Origin of the sequence: Pseudorhodoplanes sp. (genome assembly GCF_050250235.1) — a bacterium.
In the GTDB taxonomy this organism is placed as follows: Bacteria; Pseudomonadota; Alphaproteobacteria; order Rhizobiales; family Xanthobacteraceae; genus Pseudorhodoplanes.
Window position 1 is genome coordinate 72,546 of the sequence record NZ_JBFWPA010000014.1, and the last position, 21,425, is coordinate 93,970.

The following is a 21,425-nucleotide window of genomic DNA, read 5'->3' on the forward strand; positions in this document are numbered from 1 at the left end:
ACATTCGACTTCCAAGGTGGTTGGCTAGGCCGCGCTCTGCCGACATCACTAGGCCGCACATCCAAGCTGCCCCTCGAAGGCCAAGTGCATACAAGAGACGGCGAGGTTGGCACTAGCTTTGAGCCCCAGCCTCCTGATCGGCAACAATGGTACAAATCGCGCCAGCCAACCAGGTCCATTCCAGCCATCACTCTATCGCCTGGTCGAGCCAGTGCGTCTCCGATCGACCTTCCAACGACCCTCGACACTAAGACGATCGGGATGATAGGCATGCGGTTCAAAGGAAGAACGCGGATTCCTTGCCGGTGTGGTCCGCGCAAGAAGCTCAGGCTGAACTTCACCTGAGAGTCGGTGAACGGCGAGCGCGTCTACCTATTGCTGAAGCCCATCAAGCGCGCCGCAAAACGGGCGACGGATCGTGCGTTATGAGGGTAAGTCCGATGTCGATGCCGCGGTCATCGAGGCGGAGATCATTCAGATTCAGGGCGATCGATCGTCTGCGAGCCCGCAGAAGCAACTGTTTGTCAGCGTGTAGCAAGCCGCTACATATTTCTTGTCGAACAGATTCACGTTGGAGGTTGGGCTCGACTAACTCCCATCGGAGGTTCGCAACCAGCAACGTGGCCGCACCATTCGAAACTCTCGATAGAACTGCGTTGATATTTGGAATAGACCATCATGAACTTCCGGGATATCGAAGCTTTCTATTGGACAGCCGCGCTTTGTAGTTTTTCACGAGCTGCGGATCGTCTCGACACTTCACAACCGACGATTTCTGCGCGCATCAAGAGCTTAGAGAGCGTTTTGGCTGCAACGCTATTCGAACGGTGCGGTCGGGAGATTCGCCTGACCGCCGCCGGGCGTGAAATGTACGGATGGGCCGAACGCATCTTAAGCTTGCACCAAATTGCTGAGCATGCCGTCAGCAAGGGAAACAGCCTACACGGCGTCGTCCGCCTCGGCGTTTCTGAGACGCTCGTTCACACTTGGCTGCCAGAATTTGTACAAACACTTCGCACGCAATATCCAAATCTGAGTCTCGAACTGAACGTGGACATCAGCCCACATCTGCGTGACGATCTTCTTCAACGCGAAATCGACTTGGCGTTTCTCCTCGGGCCAGTATCAGATCCATCGCTGCAGAACCAGCCGCTCACAACCCATCCGCTCGCGCTCGTGGCATCACCGAAGCTCGGCCTCGCCGACCGCATCGTATCGCTTGAGGAGCTCTCTCAGTTTCCGATTATCACCTATGCACGGCGCACGCTGCCGACCGTACGGCTTGTTCATTCGTTTCGAACGGAAAACCTTCCACAGCCTCGCCTGTTCGCATCTAGCTCTCTTTCTGCGAACATCAAGCTTGCACAGGACGCGGTCGGCGTCGCGATACTGCCGCCAGTGCTGGTCACGAATGAGATTGCTTTGGGTCAACTCAAGCTGGTCGATACAACTATACGATTAGATCCTCTCCATTTCACGGCAACCTATTCAAGGACGCTTCCCAATCCACTGATTGCGGCCGTTGCACAGATTGCTGTGGAGACGGCGGACAGCTATCAGGAATCCTGATCGTCCGGCGCAAGTTTGGCGCATTGATAGTTGGGCCTCGCGCGCGTTCAATCGCATTTGACGAAAGAAACGCGAGCCTCACAACAAATGCGTGCGAACCTCGACCAGTCAAAAGAAGCGCTTAAAGTGCGGGTTGCAGCACGCAACGCGGCGCTGGTGAATCCAACCGCGGGTCTTGCGCCCGGCTTCGTCCAAGGGAACCTAATCGTTCTTCCAGCCGAAGAAGCCGCTGAATTTCAGCGCTTTTGTCTGCGCAATCCGAAACCTTGCCCGATCATCGGAATGTCCGACCCCGGCAATCCGAATCTTCCCGAGTTGGGCGAAGACCTCGATATCAGGACCGATATTCCGCGATATCGCGTATGGAAAAATGGCGAAATCGTAGAGGAGCCAACCGACGTCAAGTCCTGGTGGCGCGACGACCTCGTTGCCTTCGTTATCGGATGCTCCTTCTCGTTTGAGGAGGCGTTGATCGCCGATGGCATTATCCCCCGCCATATCGCCTGTGGCTCCAACGTGCCGATGTTTCGGACCAACGTGCCGACTAACGCAACCGGTCGCTTCCACGGCCCGCTGGTTGTCTCTATGCGCCCTCTCAAGCCAGTCGATGCGATCCGTGCTGTTCAAATCACGTCCCGCTTTCCCTCCGTTCATGGCGCGCCGGTCCATATCGGACTGCCAGAGGAGATCGGAATTTTGGATATCTCAAAGCCCGACTACGGAGATCCAGTGTCCATGAACAGAGGTGAGCTTCCTACTTTCTGGGCGTGCGGGGTGACGCCGCAATCCGTAGTTCAAGCAGCAAAACTCGATTTTGCAATCACCCACTGGCCCGGCTGCATGCTCGTAACCGACGTTCGAAATTCCAGTCTTTCAACATAGGCAGACGCAAAGTGACGGAATCTTTTTAGCGAGGAAGAGGGAGAATGACGATGGATAATACTGTCCGACGGCTTGCAGCTGCAGTCGCGCTCAGCGCCGTCACTATGGGGGCTTCATGGAATGCCGGCGCACAGACGGCCCCGATAACGATCACCGCTGTCACCCAAGCCGGACCGACACTCCCACAATACACGAAGGTCGACATCCCGATGCTGCGGGAAGGCCTTCCGAAGGCGACAAACGGCAAAGTAAATGTTCGGCTGTTTTCGTATCCTGAGATGAGCGTCAACGGACCGGAGTTGATCCGGCTCGTGCGATCCGGACAGGTAGATATCGGCGCCGCCGCACTCACCTCCTTGTCGGGCGACGCACCTCTTCTCGACGGCTTCGATCTTCCCGGTTTGAGTGCGGACATCCCGCAAGCTCGAAAGGTGGCTGACGCGCTGGTGCCGTATGCGAACAAGAAGCTCGAGCGCTTTGGCGTGAAGATCATTGCGACGTACACTTACACGCCGCAAACCCTATATTGTCAGAAGCCCGTTAAGCGCCTCGCCGATTTGAAAGGACTGAAGGTTCGGGTCCCTGGGCCGGCCCTTGGAACATTGATTGAGTCTTTTGGCGGTCAAGGCGTTTCGCTGGCATTCGGCGAAACTTACACGGCGCTCGAACGTGGAACCGTAGACTGTGCAATCACCGGCATGTCATCCGGAAACGGCGTGAAGTGGTACGAGGTGACGTCATCACTCTACTCGTTGCCGATCGCAGGCTCGACAGCAGGCTATCTCGTCAACTTGGCCTGGTGGAACAAACTCGATCCAGCCATCCGTGAAACTTTGGAGAAGACCTTCGCACAGGTTCAGGACGCGCAATGGAACTTAGGCGAGGAGGCGAATACAGATGCAATCGCGTGCAACACCGGCAATGCCGCACAATGCAAGCTCGGCTCCGTTGCGACCCGCAAGCCCATGGTAGAGTCGAAGCCTTACGAAGGCGACGTCGAAGCCCTGCGCAAGGTCCTGATCGAAAAACTCCTCCCGGCGTGGGTTGCTCGATGCGGCGAAGAATGTGCCAACGTCTTCAACACGTCGATCTCCCCCATCACCGGCGTGAGTTATAAAAAATAAGGAGCGGGATGCATGTAATGTTCACGATCCAAGGCACCGGAATTCAGCTGGCGGCGCCTCTTGGTCCCCCATTAGTGGTGAGGAGTATGAATGTCTGACGCAACTCCGGTCTGGGCTTGGCCGGACGAAAAATGGCGCCGCGTCGTCGACACGGTCCGCGCCGGACGGCGGCTGCGCCCGACGCACTGGAAAGACGGCGCACAATGCGCGGTTGCACTCTCTTTCGATGTCGATCACGAAACTAACGAATTGCGCGATGGAGGCCGCTCTATCGGCCGGCTCTCCTGGGGGCAATTCGGCTCGCGTGTCGGGGTTCCACGTATCCTGCGAACACTCAAGAAATATGACGTGCGCGCAACGTTCTTCGTCCCCGCCGTAACCGCCCTGCTGCATCCCAAAGAGTTGTCGCGCATTGCAGCTGACGGACACGAAGTCGGCCTCCACGGATGGATTCATGAGGTAAGCAGTTCGCTTGCTGAAGCAAATGAACGAGACCTAATGCTTCGCGCCGCCGATTCACTCGAGGGCATTGTGGGAACGCGTCCCGCGGGAATTCGCGGCCCGTCTATGGAGATGAGTCCTGCGACGATCAAGATCGCCACTGAGATGGGCTTGACCTACGATTCATCGCTCATGGCCGACGAGGACTGTTACGAACTTCTGACGGACGGGAAGCCCAGCGGCCTTATCGAACTGCCTGTCGACTGGGTCCGTGACGACGGGGCCTATCTTTGGATGGAGCGTTTCAACGCGCTGCGTCCTTACACGCCGCCGGCCGACGTCTTCGACATTTTCCGTCGCGAGTTGGATGGCGCCCATGAGGACGGCGGAATATTCCAGCTGGTGATGCATCCGCACGTCATCGGCTATCGATCTCGCATCTGGATCTTGGAAGAGATCATCCGCCATGCGAAGGGACACGGCGATGTCTGGTTCGCGTCTCACCACGAAGTTGTCGCATGGGCGAAGGAGAATTCATCTCCGGAAGACGTAGACTAATCGAATGTCTGAACCGTTCGAACTCACCGCGTGCGACGCAGTTTCTTTGATCAAGAGTCGAAAGCTGTCGGCCGTCGAGCTCATCCAATCCTGTCTAAAGCGCATAAACGCGCTGGAGCCGGATATTGGCGCTTGGACCGTGATCTCTCCAGAGAACGCCCTGGCGCAAGCACGAGCATTCGATGCGGCGCCGACAGACGGAGCGATGGCGGGACTACCGATCGCCGTCAAAGACGTTATCGATACCGTGGATTTCCCGACCGAATATGGCTGCCCGGCCATTTTCAAAGACTTCCGGCCGCGTTCCGATGCAGCCTGCGTCGCGCTGGCGCGCAATGCCGGGGCGATCGTTATGGGAAAGACCGTGACGCAGTCACTTGCCTGCGGCGCGCCCGTTCCGACCGCCAACCCCCTCAACCTCGATCATACGACCGGCGGCTCCTCCAGCGGCTCGGTGGCTGCCGTCGCCGCGAAGATGGTGCCTGTTGCGTTCGGCACGCAGTCGGCGAGCTCGACCATACGGCCGTCCTCCTACACGGGGCTCGTCGGGATGCGGCCTTCAATGGGACTAATCAGCGTCGCCGGTTTCAAATACTTCAACGGCTCGTTCGATACGATCGGCCTCATCGCCCGCGATGTCGATGATGTCGAGCTTCTCTGGTCAGTGCAAGTCGGCGCCGCATTCCAACGCGGGCAAACGCCGTCGTGGCCTCCGCGAATTGGCGTCTGCTTTCCGCCGTGGCTGCAGCCTGAGCAAGATGGCACGCGGCGCGCGCTTATAAAGGCGTGCGATTCCGCGGTCGTCGCCGGCGGCAATGTCCATGAAGTCTCGCTGCCATCGGAATACGCCGACCTTGTGCGGGACCATGAGAAAATTCAGGCGTTCGAGACGGCCAAGTCTTACGCCGACGAAGCGCTCAATCACTGGGACAAGCTCGACGCTCGCGTGCAGGCTCTCGTGCAAGAAGGACGCTCTCTCGGTCTGGACCGATACCTCGCCCTGATTAAGCGCGCACGGCAGATGCGCGCGCACTTCGACGAAATCATTAGCGGTTACGACTTCATATTGACCACCGCGGCGCCGGGTGAGGCACCAAAAGGTTATCGTGCTCTCGGCCACGCCTTCACGGACATGGGCGACACCTCTCACAGCCGAGCATGGACGCTGCTTCACGTCCCGTCGATCACAATCCCTTGCGCGAAAGGGCCGACTGGACTGCCAATCGGCGTCCAGTTGATCGGCCCACGAGGATCCGACCAAAGCCTCATGCACAATGCGCGCCGTCTACTGGAGACATACTCCGTATGACATCGCAGGCATCCAACATTCCGGGAGCTCCTCGTACCGCGCTCATCACCGGGGGAGCATCCGGGATAGGCTTCGCCATCAGCACTGCATTCGCGCGCGCTGGAACTACGGTCGCGATCATAGATCGCAATGCCGAGGCGCTGGCGAAGGCCACCCAAACATTCGCCAGCGAAGGCCTCGCGCCCGCATGTTTTCAATGCGACGTGACTGACACTCATGCCTTCCAGGGCACTTTCGAAGATGCATGGGCGGAGCTTGGCGGCATTCAGGCTGTCGTAGCGAATGCGGGGGAAGGGCTTGCCCGCCCCTTTCTCGAGACATCCGTCGAGCATCTTCACAAAATTTGGACCGCGAACGTGCAAAGCACGTTCACATCGTTACAAGTTGCGGCCAAAGCCATGGTCGCCGAGCAAACAGCGGATGCGAGTCTGCTGGCTGTCGCCAGCGTCACCGGTCTGCGCGCCTGTGTCGATCGCAGCGCCTACGGCCCTGCTAAAGCGGCCACCATCAACCTTGTACAGGTGATCGCTCTTGAGCTGGCAAGCTACGGGATTCGTGTGAACTGTATCTGCCCGGGGCCCATCGAAACGCCATTGATAGCGAGCTTCCACAACGAACGTATCCGCACTCAGTGGACCACCAATCTACCGATGCGTCGCTACGGTCGAGCCGAGGAAACTGCGCAACTGGCTCTCTTTCTTGTAAGCAAGGGGGCGAGCTTCATGACAGGCCAGGCAATTGCGGTCGATGGCGGCTGGTCGATGGCAGGCCTCCTCAATACGGCTCCAAAATAGAGCAGTCGCAGTGTCGCATTTCCCGCCCCTCTCAATGCAAAACAACGGACGAGACAATGTCTTCTGCAACTAAATCTCTCGAAGGTATCCAAGCGTTCGTTTCGCGTGTAGCGTTGAGCATGAGCGCGATCGGCGGCTGGTGCTACGTTGTGTGCGCCTTTCTTATCGGCATCGACGTTGTCGGGCGCAATGTGTTCGGCGTCACAACCAGAGCGACGGTCGAATTGTCGGGCTATCTGCTCGCCACGGGAATCGCCTGGGGGCTCGCCGGGGCTTTCGTTAGCCGCGTCCACGTTCGCATCGACGTCTTAGTCGAAAAGATTCCTGCGCGCCTTCGCTCCTTCTTCCACCTTCTTTCCTTACTTTTTCTTCTCGCATTTGCTGGTGCCCTTGCGTACGGCGCAGTCATCGTGTTGCACGACTCCTGGGACTTCAACGCTCACGACATCAGCGTCCTGTCCATACCGCTTTGGATACCGCAATTCTTTTGGGCGTTCGGAATCTGCGTCTTCGCCGCAATTGTCCTTCTAACGACGATCGAAGTCGTAGCGCTGCTTGCGGCACAGAGGACCGGAATGGTCAATCAGATTTTGCGTCAGAAGACCTACGAGGAAGAGGCAGCGGAAGCGATTGCCGCGACCGAAAGCGCAAAAAGCGGACAGTGAGGACACTCCATGCTGGCCGTCATCTTTCTCGTTGCTCTAGTTCTGGTTTTCACATTGGCTGGCGCCTCCGGCGGTCACGCTGATGTTCCCATCGCCGCGATCGGCGCGTTCATCGGTTTATTCGCGCTATTCTTTGCGGTCGGTATCTACATCGCGGCCGCTCTCGGAATTCTTGGATTTGTTTTCGGGCTCATTTATCTGCCGCGCCCATTCTGGAACTATGTTGGGGAAATCGCCTGGGCTCCCAGCACCAACTTCATCCTTGTCGCCGTCCCGCTATTTCTCCTGATGGGAGAGATCATGCTTCGCGCCGGACTGTCGGCGAAGCTTTATCGATGCATAAGCCTGTGGACCGGCCGCCTCCCGGGCGGCCTCCTGCACACCAACATTGTCGCGTCCGGCGTCTTCTCCGCGATCGCCGGATCAAGCGTCGCGACCGCGGCAACCATGGGATCGGTCGCTCTTCCTTATTTCCGGCGCACACACTATGCGCCCAAAATGGTTCTTGGCTCGCTCGCAGCAGGCGGGGCACTTGGCAACCTCATTCCTCCGGGGATCACCTTCGTGATCTATGGGTTGATGACGGAGACCTCGATCGGTGCGCTTTATATCGCCGCGATAGGTCCAAGCATTTTAATGCTCGTTCTGTTCATGCTTGTTATTTTCATTCACGGCTTGGGCAACGCGCCCGAGTCGATCCCGTCCGTTTCATGGAGCGAAAAATTCTGGTCGCTCTTAGACCTAGTGCCGACGATCATCCTCATCGCACTCGTGCTAGGCACGATCTATGTCGGCTGGGCCACCCCGACAGAATCTGCGGCGCTCGGCGTGGTGGGAGCCATTGGAATCGCAATCGTCTCCCGGCAATTCTCATTTCAAATGCTTCATGAGTCGGCGTTGGCAACTGCCTACACGACGGCGATGGTGGGGCTCATCATCTTCGGCGCTTACATTCTTAACTTCATCCTCACTGGGATGGGCGTGCCGCAGGCGGCTGCCGCGTTATTTAAGGCGATCCAACTGCCCCCTTGGCTGTTGATGCTCTTGATTATTGGTTTCTACATCGCACTCGGCACGTTCATGGAAGGGATGTCGATGGTTATCACGACCATCCCCATCATCTTCCCGATCGTGAAAGGACTCGGATACGACCCGATCTGGTTCGGCGTGGTCGTCACGATGCTGGTCGAGATTGCTCTCATCAGTCCGCCAGACGGTACTGTTCTATATGTCCTCCACGGAATGCGGCGGGATGGCGGCAGCATTGTCGACGTCTTCGCCGGCGTAATGCCATTTCTTTTCGTTTATATCTTCGGCGTGCTCCTCCTAATGGTGTGGCCGGAGATCGCGCTTTATCCAGTGTCGATACTGCAAAAATGATGACGCCATATCAAACCTTGGCCCGATCGCAGCGATCGCTGCGGTCATAAGCCAAGAACATATGAAGGCCGGCGTGGATCGGCACCGCCCTTGAGCACACCGTCGTCTTTGTTAGCCAAAATCGCGCAAACCGCCCCCGCCAACCAAGTCCACTCCGGCCACCATTCCACCTCGTGCCCGAGCCGGGAAAGTGCGTCCCCAGTAGGCCTCTCAATACGACTTTCGACATTCAGACGACCCGGATGATAGGCATGCGGTTCGAAGGACGAAGGAAAGCCGTAGGATGCGATACGCGGCGCCTCGACTGCTTCCTGCACATCCATTTCAAACAAATGGATGTTGAGAAAGACCTGCAACATCGCCTGGGTCTGTACATCGCCCCCTGGCGTCCCGAACGGCATGACCATCTTGCCGGGCTTAACAGCTATGGCGGGACTAGGAGTTAGTCGGGGACGCTTGCCTGGAGCGACACCCGATACGTGATTTGGATCAGCCCAACTCTGGCTACCTCGGCATGAGGGAATAATGCCGAGACCAGGCACGACAGGCGCGGTATACGAATTGTCGCTCGGCGTAGCCGAAAACACATTGCCCTGACGATCTACGACGCACACATAAGACGTATCGAGTTCCGGCGCGCGCCACGCACTCTCCGGCACAAACGCCGAGTTAGGTTGCACACGCTTTGTATCTGGGCGTGCATTGCCGGGCGGCGGCATCTCCGGCCAAGCACGGCTACGATCAATCATGGAGCGGCGCTGAGATGCATAGTCCTGAGACAGCAACACGTCGATGGGTACGTCCGTCACTCGTGGATCACCGAAATATGCCTCGCGGTCCGCAAATGCGAGTTTTACGGCCTCGGTGATGAGGTGCAAATATCCGGGGGTGTTGTGCCCCGCTGCACGCAACTCGACGGGATCGAGTAGATTGAGAGTCTGCAATAGTGACGGCCCTTGGCACCATGGGCCGCAACTGTAAAGTACGATGCCATCAAACGAAGTTTTGACCGGCGGCTCGTTCCCGGAGCGATAGCCTGCAAGATCCTCGGCCGTCAGGAGGCCACCATGCTCCTTCTGAAAAGCAATGATCTTGTCTGCGATATCGCCGCGATAAAACGCATCGCGCGCAGCTTGCAACCCCGCCTCGCGTCCCGAACGCTTTCCCGCAGCGGCTTCTTCGTCGACCATGAATTGTATCGTCGCAGCCAAATCTGTCTGCACGAAAATCTCGCCGGGCAGTGGTGGTCGTCCATTGGGAAGATATAGCGCCGCGTTGGATGGAAACAAACAATAATCGTCCTGGTGCGCGCTGATGACTTCTGACATCAGCGGATAGACTGGAAAGCCATCCCGGGCAAAACCAATCGCGGAATTCGTGACATCACTGAAACTCATCGTGCCCCAACGCGCAAGAACCGAAATCCAGGCGTCCGGCGCGGCGGGAACGACCGTCCGCAGGATGCCTTTGGGTATCTTGCCACCGTGATGCTTCTGAAAAAAATCCGGCTGCATGGCCATTGGCCAAGCGCCAAGCCCCGATACGGTTACGACGCGGTTCTCGCTAGCAATATAAAGAATGATAGGCGCGACGCCTGCGAAGTTCACGTATTCCGGCTGAACAACGCTGAGCGTGATGCCGGCCGCCACACCAGCGTCAATTGCATTGCCACCAGCCTCCAAGATCTTAAAACCTGCCTCGGCTGCGAGATAATGACAGGCAGCCGCCATGTGACGGGTACCCATGATGGTCGGTCGGTGCGCCTTCATGCCTAGCATCCATTTAGTCCGGCCGGTTCTCGTGGCCTGCGGCTCACTTGCGGCCGAATATGCGACTGATGCCGGTTATGCGGTCCATGACGACCGCAATCACTAGAATGAGAGCGATCTGAATCGTGGAAGCCGCCGCGACCACGGGATCCTGCTGCCATTCGAGATAATAGAACATCTGCATCGGAAGCGTCATCGTGTCGTGGCCAGTAAGAAACAACGCCAAATAGAAATCGGTGAATGACACCGAGAAGGCAAACAGCAGGGCCCCGATGAGTCCAGTCTTGATCAGCGGAATGGTCACCTCGAAGAAGCAGCGGGCCCTGCTCGCCCCCATGGTACGCGCCGCTTCGGCAAACGCAGGGTCGAGGTCCTGCAAGCTAGCCGCAATCGTCCGAACGACATAGGGCAGCACGATGAGGAGATGAGCTAGAAAAAGTGCGAGGAACGAGCCTTGAATAGCCGTCTGCAGGAACAGTAGAAACAGGAGGACGCCGACGAGCAGCCGCGGGATAAACAAGGGTGACATGAACAGCAGTTCAATGGCCCGGACACCTCTAAGCTGTGATTCCTTGAGCCCCATCGCGGCTGCAAGGCCGATCACCAGCGAGACGGCGCTTGCAACCACCGCCAGCTCCAGGCTGACGACGAGAGATGACAGGAATTCTCGGTTGTCGAAGAATGCACGGAACCAGCGAAGCGACCAGCCGGGCGGCGGGAAGACAAAGGAACTGTCAGAACTGAACGCCACAATGCAGACGATGACGACCGGCGCCAGCAGAAAGCTATAGATAGCAATAAGGACTCCACGGAAAATCATGAATGTCGCTCCGCCCGTCGCGTGCGTGAAAGCAGCAATCCTCCACCAGTTGCCACCGCAGTGATCGCTACCAGAAGCAGCGCGAGGGCAGACCCGAGCGGCCAATTGAAGGCTGTCAGCATCTGCTCCACGATAAGGGAGGCGATCACGGTCGCAGAAGGCCCACCCAGCAGTGCCGGCGTGGCATATGAGGTGATCGTGAGGGAGAAAACCAGAATAAGGCCTGAGACGACGCCAGGCATGGCGAGCGGCATCGTCACTTCCTTGAAGACCCGGAAGGGGCTCGCCCCCAATGTCCGTGCCGCCTCCTCGACGGCCGGATTGATGCGCTCGATAGCCGAAGTGAGCGGCAGGATCATGAACGGGAGCATGATTTCCGTGAGCGCAATGATGACCGCGGTCCACGTGTTCATCAGCTCGATCGGCGCTTCGATCACGCGCAATGCGATCAAGGCCTGGTTTATCGGCCCCTCGCTGGCCAGTAGCACAATCCAGCCGTAGGAACGGACGACAACGCCGACCATGATTGGCAGGATGATGAGGAAGATCAGCATTCCACGCATTCTCGAGGCCCGGCGGGCGAGATGAAACGAGATAGGAAATGCCAGGATCAGCGAGAGCACGCTCACAAGCAGGCTCATCCCCGCAGTTCTTAGAACGATCCGGTAGTAGTAAAGGTCAATGAGGACCTTACCGTACTGCTCCAGGGTGAATCCGTGGGCGCCGACGCGCCCCTGGACAAACTCCGAAGCGCTCAGCCGTGCCATGTAGATCATCGGAAAGACGAGCAGAACCAGCACCAGCAGTCCCATCGGCGCAAGGCACCATTGCAGCGGAATACGCGAGCCCATGGGATGAGGCACGGAGCGAGAAAGATGCATCCCCTCAGCGTAAGACATCGGCCGCAGGCTCATCGATGACGGTAATTACTTCGCCGGCAATGCTGACCCAGAGTTCATGGCCGGCGGCGCAGTTGCGAATGATGCGGTCACTGACGATCGTCAGCGGCAGCTGATTGTTGACCTTCACTACGTAGCGGGCGTAGCTGCCTAAATAGGCGATCTCCGTGACGACACCGACGAATGCGTTTGCCGCGCGCGGCTCGTTCTCGTGCACCTGAATGCGTTCCGGCCGGATCAACAGCGTTTGTTCTGTGCCATTCGTGATCGCGTTCGTTCTGCCGGAAGAAAGCTCAAGTTCAATGTTTGCCGGCATCACGGCGACCCAGCCGCCCGCACGGCGCTGCACGACTGCGCGGATGAGGTTCGCAGCGCCGATAAAGTCGGCAACGAAACGAGATTTCGGACTCTCATAGATCTCGCTCGGATGTCCGACTTGGACGACGTGGCCTTTATTGAGAACGGCAATCCGATCCGAAAGTGCGAGCGCCTCTGCCTGGTCGTGCGTCACGTACACCGCCGTCAGGTTGAGGGCGCTGGTAAGACGTCGGATCTCGCTCCGCATCTGCTCGCGGAGCTTTGCATCGAGATTGGACAGCGGCTCGTCGAATAGGATGACTTCCGGCTCATAGACGATCGCGCGCGCGAGCGCGACGCGCTGCTGTTGCCCGCCCGAAAGCTGCGCCGGATATCGCTCGCCAAGGCCAGAAAGATCGACCCGCTTCAGAGTCCGCTCGACCCGTTCTGCGATTTCGCCACGTGCAACCTTGCGCATGCGTAATCCAAACGCCACGTTCTCTCTGACAGTTCGATGCGGGAACAAGGCGTAGTTCTGAAATACCATTCCGATGCCGCGGCAGTGCGTCGGCACGTTCGTCATCAACTGACCTCCGAGCACCAAGTCGCCCTCGGAAGGAGCCTCAAGGCCGGCAATCAGCCTCAGTGTCGTGGTTTTGCCACAACCGCTGGGACCCAACAGGGAAAAAAATTCCCCTTTGTAAATCACGATATCGATTGGCCCTACGGCTCGGACCTTGCCAAATTCCTTCTTCAGTCCACGCAGTTCGACCGCCGGGACATCGCTCTTCATGGTAAGACTTCACGCTTCCAGCGCTCGAGGGCTTTGGGACCGACCTTGAATGTCCGCGCGTAGTCCAGGATTGCCGCATTGGCGAGGTCGGCGTCGGAGAGCGCCGCGCCCTTGAGGTCATCGGGAAGCGCCGCCTCGACGTTCGTCGGCGCACAACCAGCAACACGACTGATCGCAATTTCGTGCGAAGGCGTGAGCGATGCGTTCACGAACTTGTAGGCGAGATCGAGATTCGGCGTGCCCTTCACCACCGCAAACCCGACCGACAGGGGCCACCAATCCTTGACCAGCGTGAACCGCAGCGGGATGGCCTGACCGGCGGGAGACATGGCGCGACCGGTCAGGAACGCCGCGACCCAAAGATCGCCGGCCGCAAACAATTTGAGTCCATGATCCGGCGACTGAATGACGGTGCCGCCGTTCCGCATCACCTTGGCGGCGAACTCGATACCCGGCGTCAGGTTGTCATACGTGCCGCCATAGTGGCGATTGACGGCGTGCAGCCAGTTTTCGCCCTGCCAGGTATACTCGGGGATGCCGACGTGGCCCTTGAACTTCGGATTCGCGAGCACGTCCCAGGAAGCGGCCTCTTCTGCCGTCACATGCGCCGGATTATAAACGACCGACAGCGGGCAAACCAATCCGCCGGCCCAATATTCGTTTTTGAAGGCGGCGGGAATGAATTGATAGTTCGGCATCTTGGACGCATCCAGCTTTTCGAGAACGTTGTTCCCGATCGCCAGACCGATGCGCGACCCGCTGACCTCGACTGCATCAATTCCGGATTTTCCGGGATTCGCGATCATTGCCAGCAGGCGCTGCACGTTACCCTTGACGTCATGTCGCACCGAGACGCCGTATTCTTTTTCGAACGTCTGCTTGAGGCCTGTGTCCATCACCTTTCCCCAGGAACCGCCTGCGGCAGCAAAGGTGAACATAGTCTCGGCACCCGCAAGCGGCGCCAGCAGCGGGACGATGACTGGTACCGCGGCGACAACCAGCGCCAACTTCTTGGCGCGAAGCGCCTTCCCGCATCGCGAGAGAAATCCTTGCTGCCATTCCATGCGTCCCTCCCATGCTGCACAAGGGGATGGTTACAAATATATTTTCTGCTATTCTGACCTATGTTGCTCTCTCGCAGCTACAGACGACCTTGCCCCGTCGAGGCTTTGTCAAATTGGGAGCTTTCTCGCTCCGACGGTCCCAACGCCACGACCGCTATGCGCTAACGTTCAGCCAAGCTCATGCCGTAACGCTCGGCAATCTCGTTGAGCGCAATGGGAACGCGCGTAGGCAAAGGGCTCACTCCGTTCTGATCGCCCTCATCGCGAATTTTCGACCACAGTTCTCCACGTAAAAACTCGCGGTAGGAAACCGGAAGCGCGAGAATGACGCTGGTCATGGCCTCCTGCAGAGGGGGCGGCAGCTTCGCTTCATAGTTGAGGCGCGCGGCATCGAACGTCACGAGATCGTCGTCGATGTTGCGGGCGCGGCGCCGCGTGCTTCTTTCCAGTGCCGTTTGCTCCACATCAACTTTGTCGTCCGCGACGACAACGGCATAGTCGCGCTTCGCCTGCGATGCGGTTATGTAGCCTTCCAGCACGTCTTCGAGCACGGAGTCGGGCAGGCGTTCGAGCGGATCGCCATAGCCGCCGCCGGTCGGAGTGATGAATCTCACCACGTCGCGCATCGTGAACTTGAGCACTTCGATAATGCCGATCTGCCGCTCGGATGGCATTCCCGGATTGACGGTGACGCGCATCACATCGCCCGCGTGGCCGCCCTTGAGACCCCAGGGCGCAAACCGCGCCCGGTTCATGCCGCGCGCCGTGAGCGATGCCGTCGGGCTCAAGCTTTGGAACTGGAACTCGACCCCCAATCCTCCCCGATACTTCCCGGGAGGCGGATTGTCGCTCGAAAGGCCATATTTCTGCACCAGCACGGGCATCTCGTGCTCCAGGCTTTCCGTGGGAATGTTGCGGAGGAAGGCCTGGCTGAAATCGGTCCCGTCGATCCCGTCCTTCATCGGACGCCCGCCGGTCCCGCCTTGCAGCGGCTGCAATGCACTGACCCTGTAATGGCCGCGTTGCGGATCGAAGACCGACAGGAGAAGGATCGCGCATACGCCGGAGCCGGCCGCCGGGATCACGTCGTCGAGCACGCGCGCGAGCGCTCCGTAGATCGTGTCGATGACGCGCGTCGCGGTCGCATGGCGGACGCCGCACGACGCACCGTCCTCCGGATTGAGGATGGTGCCTTTGGGGATGCGGACCGCGATCCGGCGCACGATGCCGCGATTGAGCGGAATGTTCTTGTCGATGGTCGTGAACAGGTTGAGCAGGCCCTTCACCAGGAACTGGTGAAGCTCGCCGTGCGTCACGAGGTTGTAGGAGGCGGCGACCTGAAGATCGGTGCCGGTGAAGTCGAGCTCCATCTCCGAGCCTCGGATTCGTACCGTCACCTGGATGCGCGCGGGCTGCTCGGGACGGCTCGGCATCTCGAGATAGTCGCTGAAAACGTAATCGCCGTCCTTGATACTCGCGATGACCTGAGCGTAGCGGCGCTCGCCATACTCGATAAGATCGTCGATCCCGTTGCGGACGGCATCGATGCCATAGCGTGCGACAACTTCATCGAGACGCTTGTGGGCCGTATTGTGTGCCGCCACGAGGGCCTTCAGGTCCCCCCAGTTCTGTTCGGGAATGCGGCAATTGTTGAGGATGAGGGCACGAACCTCCTCGTTGACCACGCCCTTCTTGAACAGCTTGGTCGGCGGGATCCGCAGCCCTTCCTGATAAATGTCGGTCGCTGCCGGCGTGATGCTGCCGGGTACCAGGCCGCCCACATCCGAAGAGTGCACGAACGCCCAACTGAAACAGATCAGCTCGCCGTTGTGAAAATACGGCTTGAACGTGTGGAAATCCGGGAGATGGGTGCACATGCCCTTCCCGGAATACGGGTCATTGGTGATGACGATGTCACCGGGGTCGAATGTGCCGACATAGTCGATGGAAGCTTTCATCGACATGCCGACGAGCGAGGTGACGCCGATGTCCCGCGAGTAGGAGAATATTTCCCCGCCGCGGGTGACGAGCCCGACTCCGAAATCCATTGTCTCCTTGATGAAAATGGTGAAGCCGGCGCGGTAAACCGTCCGTCCCATTTCGCCGACGATAGCGTTGAAACGATTGTTGAAAATCTCGAGTGCGATAGGGTCGGTCTTCATGGTAGTCACAGCCTCTCGCCGATAAGCATCCCGGAAGCGTCGACCATGACGCGAAAACCGGGGGGAACGAATGTGGTGGTGTCGTACTGCTCGATGATGGATGGCTCAGTCAGCACATCCCCGGGCGCCAGCATCGCGCGCGGATAAATTGCTGCGTTCAACGTCTGCCCGTTGAAGAATACGCGCCGGCGCTCGGGCGCTTTCGGCGTCATGCCTGATCCGGCAGGAGAGGCGGAGATCGTGGAACTGGATTTCGGATTAAAACCCACGATCGTCGAGCGGATATTCACGATCTCGACCGGCGCGCCGGGCTCCGAATGGCCATAGATCTGCTGGTGCCGGTCGTGAAACAGCGCCATGAGCGCGGCCAAGTCGTTCTGCGCTGCGCCCTCTGCCTGCACGTGAATCTCAAAAGACTGACCTTTGTAGCGCATGTCGGCGGAGCGCAGGACCGCCGTGTGCCCCACCGGAATGTCCTCCTGGTCGAGCCATTCACGCCCCTGGCGATCGAGTTCGCTCCATGCCTCGAAGAGCGCGGAATCTACATCCTTGCCGACCTCCTGGTACACGGTCCGTACGAAATCATTCTTGACGTCTGCAACAAGTGCACCGAGCGCGCAGGTAACGCCCGGGAAGCGCGGCACGATGACCTGCCGGAACCCAAGTTCGGCGGCAAGAATGAATGCGTGGCTTGGACCGGCGCCGCCATAGGCGAACAACGCAAAATCGTTCGGGTCCACCCCTTCCTGCGCCATCAGCGCCAGAAGCTTGGCATACATCACGGACGTCGCGACGCGCACGATGCCTTCCGCGGTTTCCCGTTCGTCAAGCCCAAGAGGCTTGCCGACAGTCAGCAGCGCGGTCTGGGCAAGTTCGGGATCAAGCTTGATTTCGCCGCCGAGAAAGCGATCGGGCGCGAGAATGCCCATGGTGAGATAGGCGTCGGTGATGGTTGGCCGCATGCCGCCGCGGCCATAAGCAGCCGGCCCTGGTGTCGCGCCCGCGCTTTCCGGGCCGACCTTCAATACGCCAGCGGAATCGAGATAGGCGATCGAGCCGCCGCCCGCCCCGATCGACGACACGCTCACGGCGGGCATGATGACGGGGAAGTCGCCCACCACGCTTTCCGACGAATACTGCACCTCGCCGGGCACGATCGCGACATCGACACTGGTGCCGCCCATGTCGAATGTCAGGATCGACTCGATGCCGCATTGTTTTGCCAGATGCAGCGCACCGACGACTCCGGCGGCCGGGCCGGACATCAGGGTTCCCACCGGAAGCCTGCGGGCGCTCGGGAGCGCCATGATCCCGCCGTTCGAGCGCGTGACATGCGGGTTGGCGCCAAGCTTGATCGTGCTGGCACCGCCGTCGAGCGCGCTGAAATACGCGTTCATGCGTGGGCCGACATAAGCGTTCATCGTCGTGATCAGCCCGCGCTCATATTCGCGCAGTTGCGGCCAGATTTCGGACGAGATGCAGATATAGGCGTCGGGGCAGTGCTCCTGGAGAATCTCACGCGCCTCGAGCTCATGCTGATTGTTGACGTAAGCGTGCATGAAGCAAACGGCAATTGACTCGATGCCCGCAGCGCGAAGGTGCTTCGCTGCCGCCACCAGGGAATTTCGATCGAGCGCCTTGTGCACCTGTCCCGAGGGCAGTACGCGCTCGGGAATCTCCAACACGAACCGTCGCGGAACCAGTGGGGCGGTCCGTTCGGTGTGCAGGTTCAACACATCGGTGAGCCGCAGGCGGCCTATGATGAGAAGGTCACGAAACCCTTCGGTCACCAAAAGGGCCGTCTTGGCACCATTGCGCTGGATCACCGTGTTCACGGCGATCGTGGTGCCGTTGACAAAGTATCGTATGTCGCTCGGCGATATCTTCTGCCTCTCGGCAACGGCGGCCAGCCCTTCCAGGACGCCGGCCGAGATATTTTCGTGGCGCGATGGCGCCTTGTAGACCGAGATTTCGCCGGTCGCATCGTTCATCAGCGCGAAGTCCGCGAAGGTCCCCCCGATGTCGACGCCGAGACGATAGTGCGGAGTTGTCGGCGCTTGAGTTGGCACGGATGATCTCCCTTAAGCGGCAACCGAAGTGTCAGAAGGCACGGACCGGCCAGAGCGAATGATGGCAGATTGCAGTTCGGTCGCGGCCTTTTTGAACAATGTCGCCCAGTGCCGCTCGCGCGTCGCAGTCACGCGCGATTCGGGCACGTAGAGAGCGATGCTGGCGTGGGGCCTGCCCGCGGCATCAAGGATGGGAACGGCGAGCGAGTAGATGCCCGGAACGGATTCGCCGGTGCTGCGCGCAAAACCCTGCGCCCGGATCGTTCGCAACTGCTTCAGAAGCGTCGGCAGGTGCGGCCCTGCCTGCGGCGCGGCCTGAAGCACACGACGGATTTCGTCTTCCGGCAGATACGCCATCAACGCCTTGCCGGGCGCGCCGATGAAAAGTGGGCGCGGCGCGCCGACCCGGACAACAACCCGCAGCTCGTGCACGCTATGCACCGCCATCAGGCACACGCTGTCGTTCTGGTGGCGCTCCACCAAACCGACGGACTCGTCCGTCTCCCGTCTGAGGCGATCGAGTATCGGCCGGCTTCTCACGCGCAGGTCATCGGCGCTCACCATCTTGTCCGCCCACGCCAGGATGCAGGGGCCGAGCCGGTATCGTTCCGAGCTCGGCTCGAATGAGGCGAGCTGCGCGCGCGAAAGGGTGAGCAGCAGCCGGTGCACCGTCGGCTTCGGAAGATGCGTCGCGCGGGCAAGGTCGCTCAGGCCTATCTCACTTCGCTCCGCCAGCACATGCAGGAGCGAAATCGCACGCTGCAGGCTTTTTGTCGTCTTCTGAAGCGATACGTCTTTTTTGGCTGCCATCATCATCGGTCCACTATGTGGATCATATGGACCATATGTTGGATGAATCTCCGCTACGTGTCAATCTCTGCCACGCGGATCCCGGCATGCCGGCCAAGCGGAGACATGTTGAACGATTACCCAAAGTGATCGGCGGCAGCTACGAAATTGGGTGGCGAGAATGCACCCGGATCAAACTCAGCAGACGACAATGACGACCACCGAAAAGCGCTCGCGTCGAACTACGTAATGCCGACCATTTCGCCGGGCCCGTCAGCATCGCTTCCGAGATACACCGCGTGAAACGCGGCGCATATTACTGTCGGCATTTTAAAGGCACATTATGTGCCCGATCGCGATGATCATGGCTCCCTATGACTGCGCCAAAGGCGAGGCTTCGGCTACTTTTGATTCTAATCGCCATCACCGCAACCGGTGTCACGTGGCACGCCGGCGCATTCGCAAACTACAGCGTGAGACGCTGTCCTGAATGGGGCTTGCAATGATCAAGAATGAACCTCATGCTACGGAATGCGAGCTCCATATCGAAGTCTGGGCGGATCGGATCGTCATGCATCAATTCCCGACATCCTATGAAAATATTGCCTTAAATCTTATCTTCGAATGGCTCGGCGAGAGCCGCTATAATCGCTCGTCGGAAGAATATGGCACGATAGCCGCGCGCATCCCGTCACTTGATGCGTGTCACGCCTACGTGAATCAACGCCTTCAAGAATTCAAGCTGAATGGAACCCGGCCGTTCGACGGCATTTGCAGATTCAAGGCAGGCGACAAGATTGTTCGGTTCGAAGAATTTCCAGAATCGATGTCGAGGGAGACCGTCCGCACTGCGCTCGTTGTATCGGGCATGAGCACGCTGAAACGAATTCGCCGCTCAACCCACTGATTCTTCTATCTTGTCTTTTTCTTGCTGAATCCACAGCATGCCGGTTCTATATCGGCGCTCCATAAATGGAGCGAACGATGCGGAACCAGACCAAGCATCGAGCGCGTACGCCCACACCGCGCGTCCGGCTCGTTCAATCAACAGCGCCGTTCCCACAAAGCGACGTTGGTCAGCGTCAAGACCCACCCTCGATCCTCACCAAGTTGCGGTGCCGGTGCAAGCGCGGCGTTTTGGACGCCGAATTCGACGCCTCGATCAAAGCGCGGAACGCGCTTCGTTCGCTGAAGATCGAACGGTTGCCCATCGCTGCCCTATGGCCGGCGCCGCGGGCGGTGCGAAACCATACGAGAAAGCAAGTTAGCCAGCTTGCCGACTCCCTCAAGCAATTTGGATTTGTTCGCCCGATCATTGCCGATGCGCGCGGTCAGATTGTCGCCGGGTGCGGCATCTGGGAAGCCGCGAAGCAACTCGGGCTGGCCGACGTTCCCGTCATCCGAATCTCCTATCTCTCTGATATGGAGATCCGCGCCTACAGGCTGGCGGATAATAAGCTCGCCGAGAAGGCGGGCTGGGATCGAGAGCTGCTTGCGATCGAACTCAAGGAGCTTGAGAGCCTCTTACCTCAAATCAATCTCGATCTCAGCATAACGGGCTTCGACCCTGCCGAGATCGATGCGCTGATGTTCGATTTCGGAGACGAGCGTCCCAACCCGGCCGATGAGATTCCTGATCGCGACGACGGGCCTGCTGTTTCGCGGTTGGGCGATTTGTTCGTGCTTGAGAAGCATCGTCTCAAGGTGGGAGACGCTAAAGATCCCGAGGCTTATTCAAGATTGCTGCGCGGCAAATTGGCCGCGATGGCATTTCTCGATCCGCCATACAATGTCCCGATCGCCGGTCACGTGGGCGGGCGTGGACGCACCAAACATCGGGAATTCACTTGTGCCGCCGGCGAACTGACCGAAAGGCAATTCATCGCATTCCTTGAGGAATCGCTGGCCCTATGTGCGAAACATTCGGCTGATGGAGCGATCCACTACGTTTGCATGGATTGGCGACACTGCCATGAGCTGCATGTTGCCGGCACCCGAGTCTTCACAGAGCTCAAGAACGTTTGCGTCTGGGTCAAGACAA

18 protein-coding genes are annotated in these 21,425 nt (G+C 58.8%); 10 read left to right on the forward strand and 8 right to left on the reverse strand.

The window, feature by feature from the left end; genetic code table 11:
- Window positions 1–678: 678 nt before the first annotated feature.
- The 8 genes from AB7F49_RS09230 to AB7F49_RS09265 all read left to right on the forward strand — a co-directional run bounded on the left by AB7F49_RS09230 (window position 679) and on the right by AB7F49_RS09265 (window position 8,722).
- On the forward strand, window positions 679–1,569 hold the full coding sequence (locus tag AB7F49_RS09230; RefSeq protein ID WP_428521539.1) for a LysR family transcriptional regulator: 891 nt from the start codon (window positions 679–681) through the stop codon (window positions 1,567–1,569).
- A gap of 87 nt (window positions 1,570–1,656) precedes the next feature.
- Window positions 1,657–2,451, forward strand: a complete 795-nt coding sequence (locus AB7F49_RS09235; protein WP_428521540.1) for a putative hydro-lyase — start codon at window positions 1,657–1,659, stop codon at window positions 2,449–2,451.
- A 50-nt stretch (window positions 2,452–2,501) separates the two neighbouring features.
- Window positions 2,502–3,575: a TRAP transporter substrate-binding protein gene (locus AB7F49_RS09240; RefSeq protein ID WP_428521541.1), complete on the forward strand. Its 1,074-nt coding sequence runs from the start codon at window positions 2,502–2,504 to the stop codon at window positions 3,573–3,575.
- Window positions 3,576–3,665: 90 nt separating this feature from the next.
- A complete protein-coding gene (locus AB7F49_RS09245) occupies window positions 3,666–4,574 on the forward strand; it encodes a polysaccharide deacetylase family protein (protein ID WP_428521542.1) in 909 nt (302 codons plus the stop codon).
- 4 nt (window positions 4,575–4,578) lie between these two features.
- The gene (locus tag AB7F49_RS09250) at window positions 4,579–5,883 is read left to right on the forward strand and encodes an amidase (protein ID WP_428521543.1); all 1,305 of its coding nucleotides are present in this window, start codon (window positions 4,579–4,581) and stop codon (window positions 5,881–5,883) included.
- Window positions 5,880–6,677 carry an SDR family NAD(P)-dependent oxidoreductase gene (locus AB7F49_RS09255; RefSeq protein ID WP_428521544.1) on the forward strand — a complete coding sequence of 266 codons (798 nt, stop codon included), beginning with the start codon at window positions 5,880–5,882 and terminating at the stop codon, window positions 6,675–6,677. The genes AB7F49_RS09250 and AB7F49_RS09255 overlap by 4 nt, the downstream gene beginning before the upstream one ends.
- 119 nt (window positions 6,678–6,796) lie before the next feature.
- Window positions 6,797–7,342, forward strand: coding sequence for a TRAP transporter small permease subunit (locus AB7F49_RS09260; protein WP_428521546.1), 546 nt, complete (start codon window positions 6,797–6,799; stop codon window positions 7,340–7,342).
- A 9-nt stretch (window positions 7,343–7,351) separates the two neighbouring features.
- Entirely contained in the window at window positions 7,352–8,722 is a 1,371-nt protein-coding gene (locus tag AB7F49_RS09265; RefSeq protein WP_428521548.1) for a TRAP transporter large permease, read from the forward strand.
- Window positions 8,723–8,766: 44 nt separating this feature from the next.
- Here AB7F49_RS09265 and AB7F49_RS09270 read toward each other — a convergent pair whose 3' ends face one another.
- The 8 genes from AB7F49_RS09270 to AB7F49_RS09305 form a co-directional block, all read right to left on the reverse strand.
- Window positions 8,767–10,467 (reverse strand): gamma-glutamyltransferase family protein, encoded by a 1,701-nt coding sequence (locus tag AB7F49_RS09270; protein ID WP_428521550.1) that lies wholly within the window; start codon window positions 10,465–10,467, stop codon window positions 8,767–8,769.
- A gap of 67 nt (window positions 10,468–10,534) precedes the next feature.
- A complete protein-coding gene (locus tag AB7F49_RS09275) occupies window positions 10,535–11,311 on the reverse strand; it encodes an ABC transporter permease (protein ID WP_428521552.1) in 777 nt (258 codons plus the stop codon).
- Window positions 11,308–12,123, reverse strand: a complete 816-nt coding sequence (locus AB7F49_RS09280) for an ABC transporter permease (protein WP_428521554.1) — start codon at window positions 12,121–12,123, stop codon at window positions 11,308–11,310. Before AB7F49_RS09280 ends, AB7F49_RS09275 begins: the two co-directional genes overlap by 4 nt.
- Before the next feature lie 73 nt (window positions 12,124–12,196).
- Complete coding sequence (locus AB7F49_RS09285; protein WP_428521556.1) at window positions 12,197–13,300, reverse strand: ABC transporter ATP-binding protein; 1,104 nt, start codon at window positions 13,298–13,300, stop codon at window positions 12,197–12,199.
- Window positions 13,297–14,364 (reverse strand): ABC transporter substrate-binding protein, encoded by a 1,068-nt coding sequence (locus AB7F49_RS09290; RefSeq protein ID WP_428521558.1) that lies wholly within the window; start codon window positions 14,362–14,364, stop codon window positions 13,297–13,299. The genes AB7F49_RS09285 and AB7F49_RS09290 overlap by 4 nt, the downstream gene beginning before the upstream one ends.
- 161 nt (window positions 14,365–14,525) lie before the next feature.
- Complete coding sequence (locus AB7F49_RS09295; protein WP_428521560.1) at window positions 14,526–16,526, reverse strand: hydantoinase B/oxoprolinase family protein; 2,001 nt, start codon at window positions 16,524–16,526, stop codon at window positions 14,526–14,528.
- 5 nt (window positions 16,527–16,531) lie between these two features.
- Entirely contained in the window at window positions 16,532–18,595 is a 2,064-nt protein-coding gene (locus AB7F49_RS09300; RefSeq protein WP_428521562.1) for a hydantoinase/oxoprolinase family protein, read from the reverse strand.
- Between the two features lie 12 nt (window positions 18,596–18,607).
- Window positions 18,608–19,411: an IclR family transcriptional regulator gene (locus tag AB7F49_RS09305; protein ID WP_428521564.1), complete on the reverse strand. Its 804-nt coding sequence runs from the start codon at window positions 19,409–19,411 to the stop codon at window positions 18,608–18,610.
- Between the two features lie 475 nt (window positions 19,412–19,886).
- Between AB7F49_RS09305 and AB7F49_RS09310 the strand changes: the two genes are divergently transcribed.
- Window positions 19,887–20,291: a hypothetical protein gene (locus AB7F49_RS09310; RefSeq protein WP_428521565.1), complete on the forward strand. Its 405-nt coding sequence runs from the start codon at window positions 19,887–19,889 to the stop codon at window positions 20,289–20,291.
- 230 nt (window positions 20,292–20,521) lie between these two features.
- Window positions 20,522–21,425, forward strand: a 904-nt coding sequence (locus tag AB7F49_RS09315) for a ParB N-terminal domain-containing protein (protein ID WP_428521567.1), incomplete at its 3' end; no start/stop codon positions are given.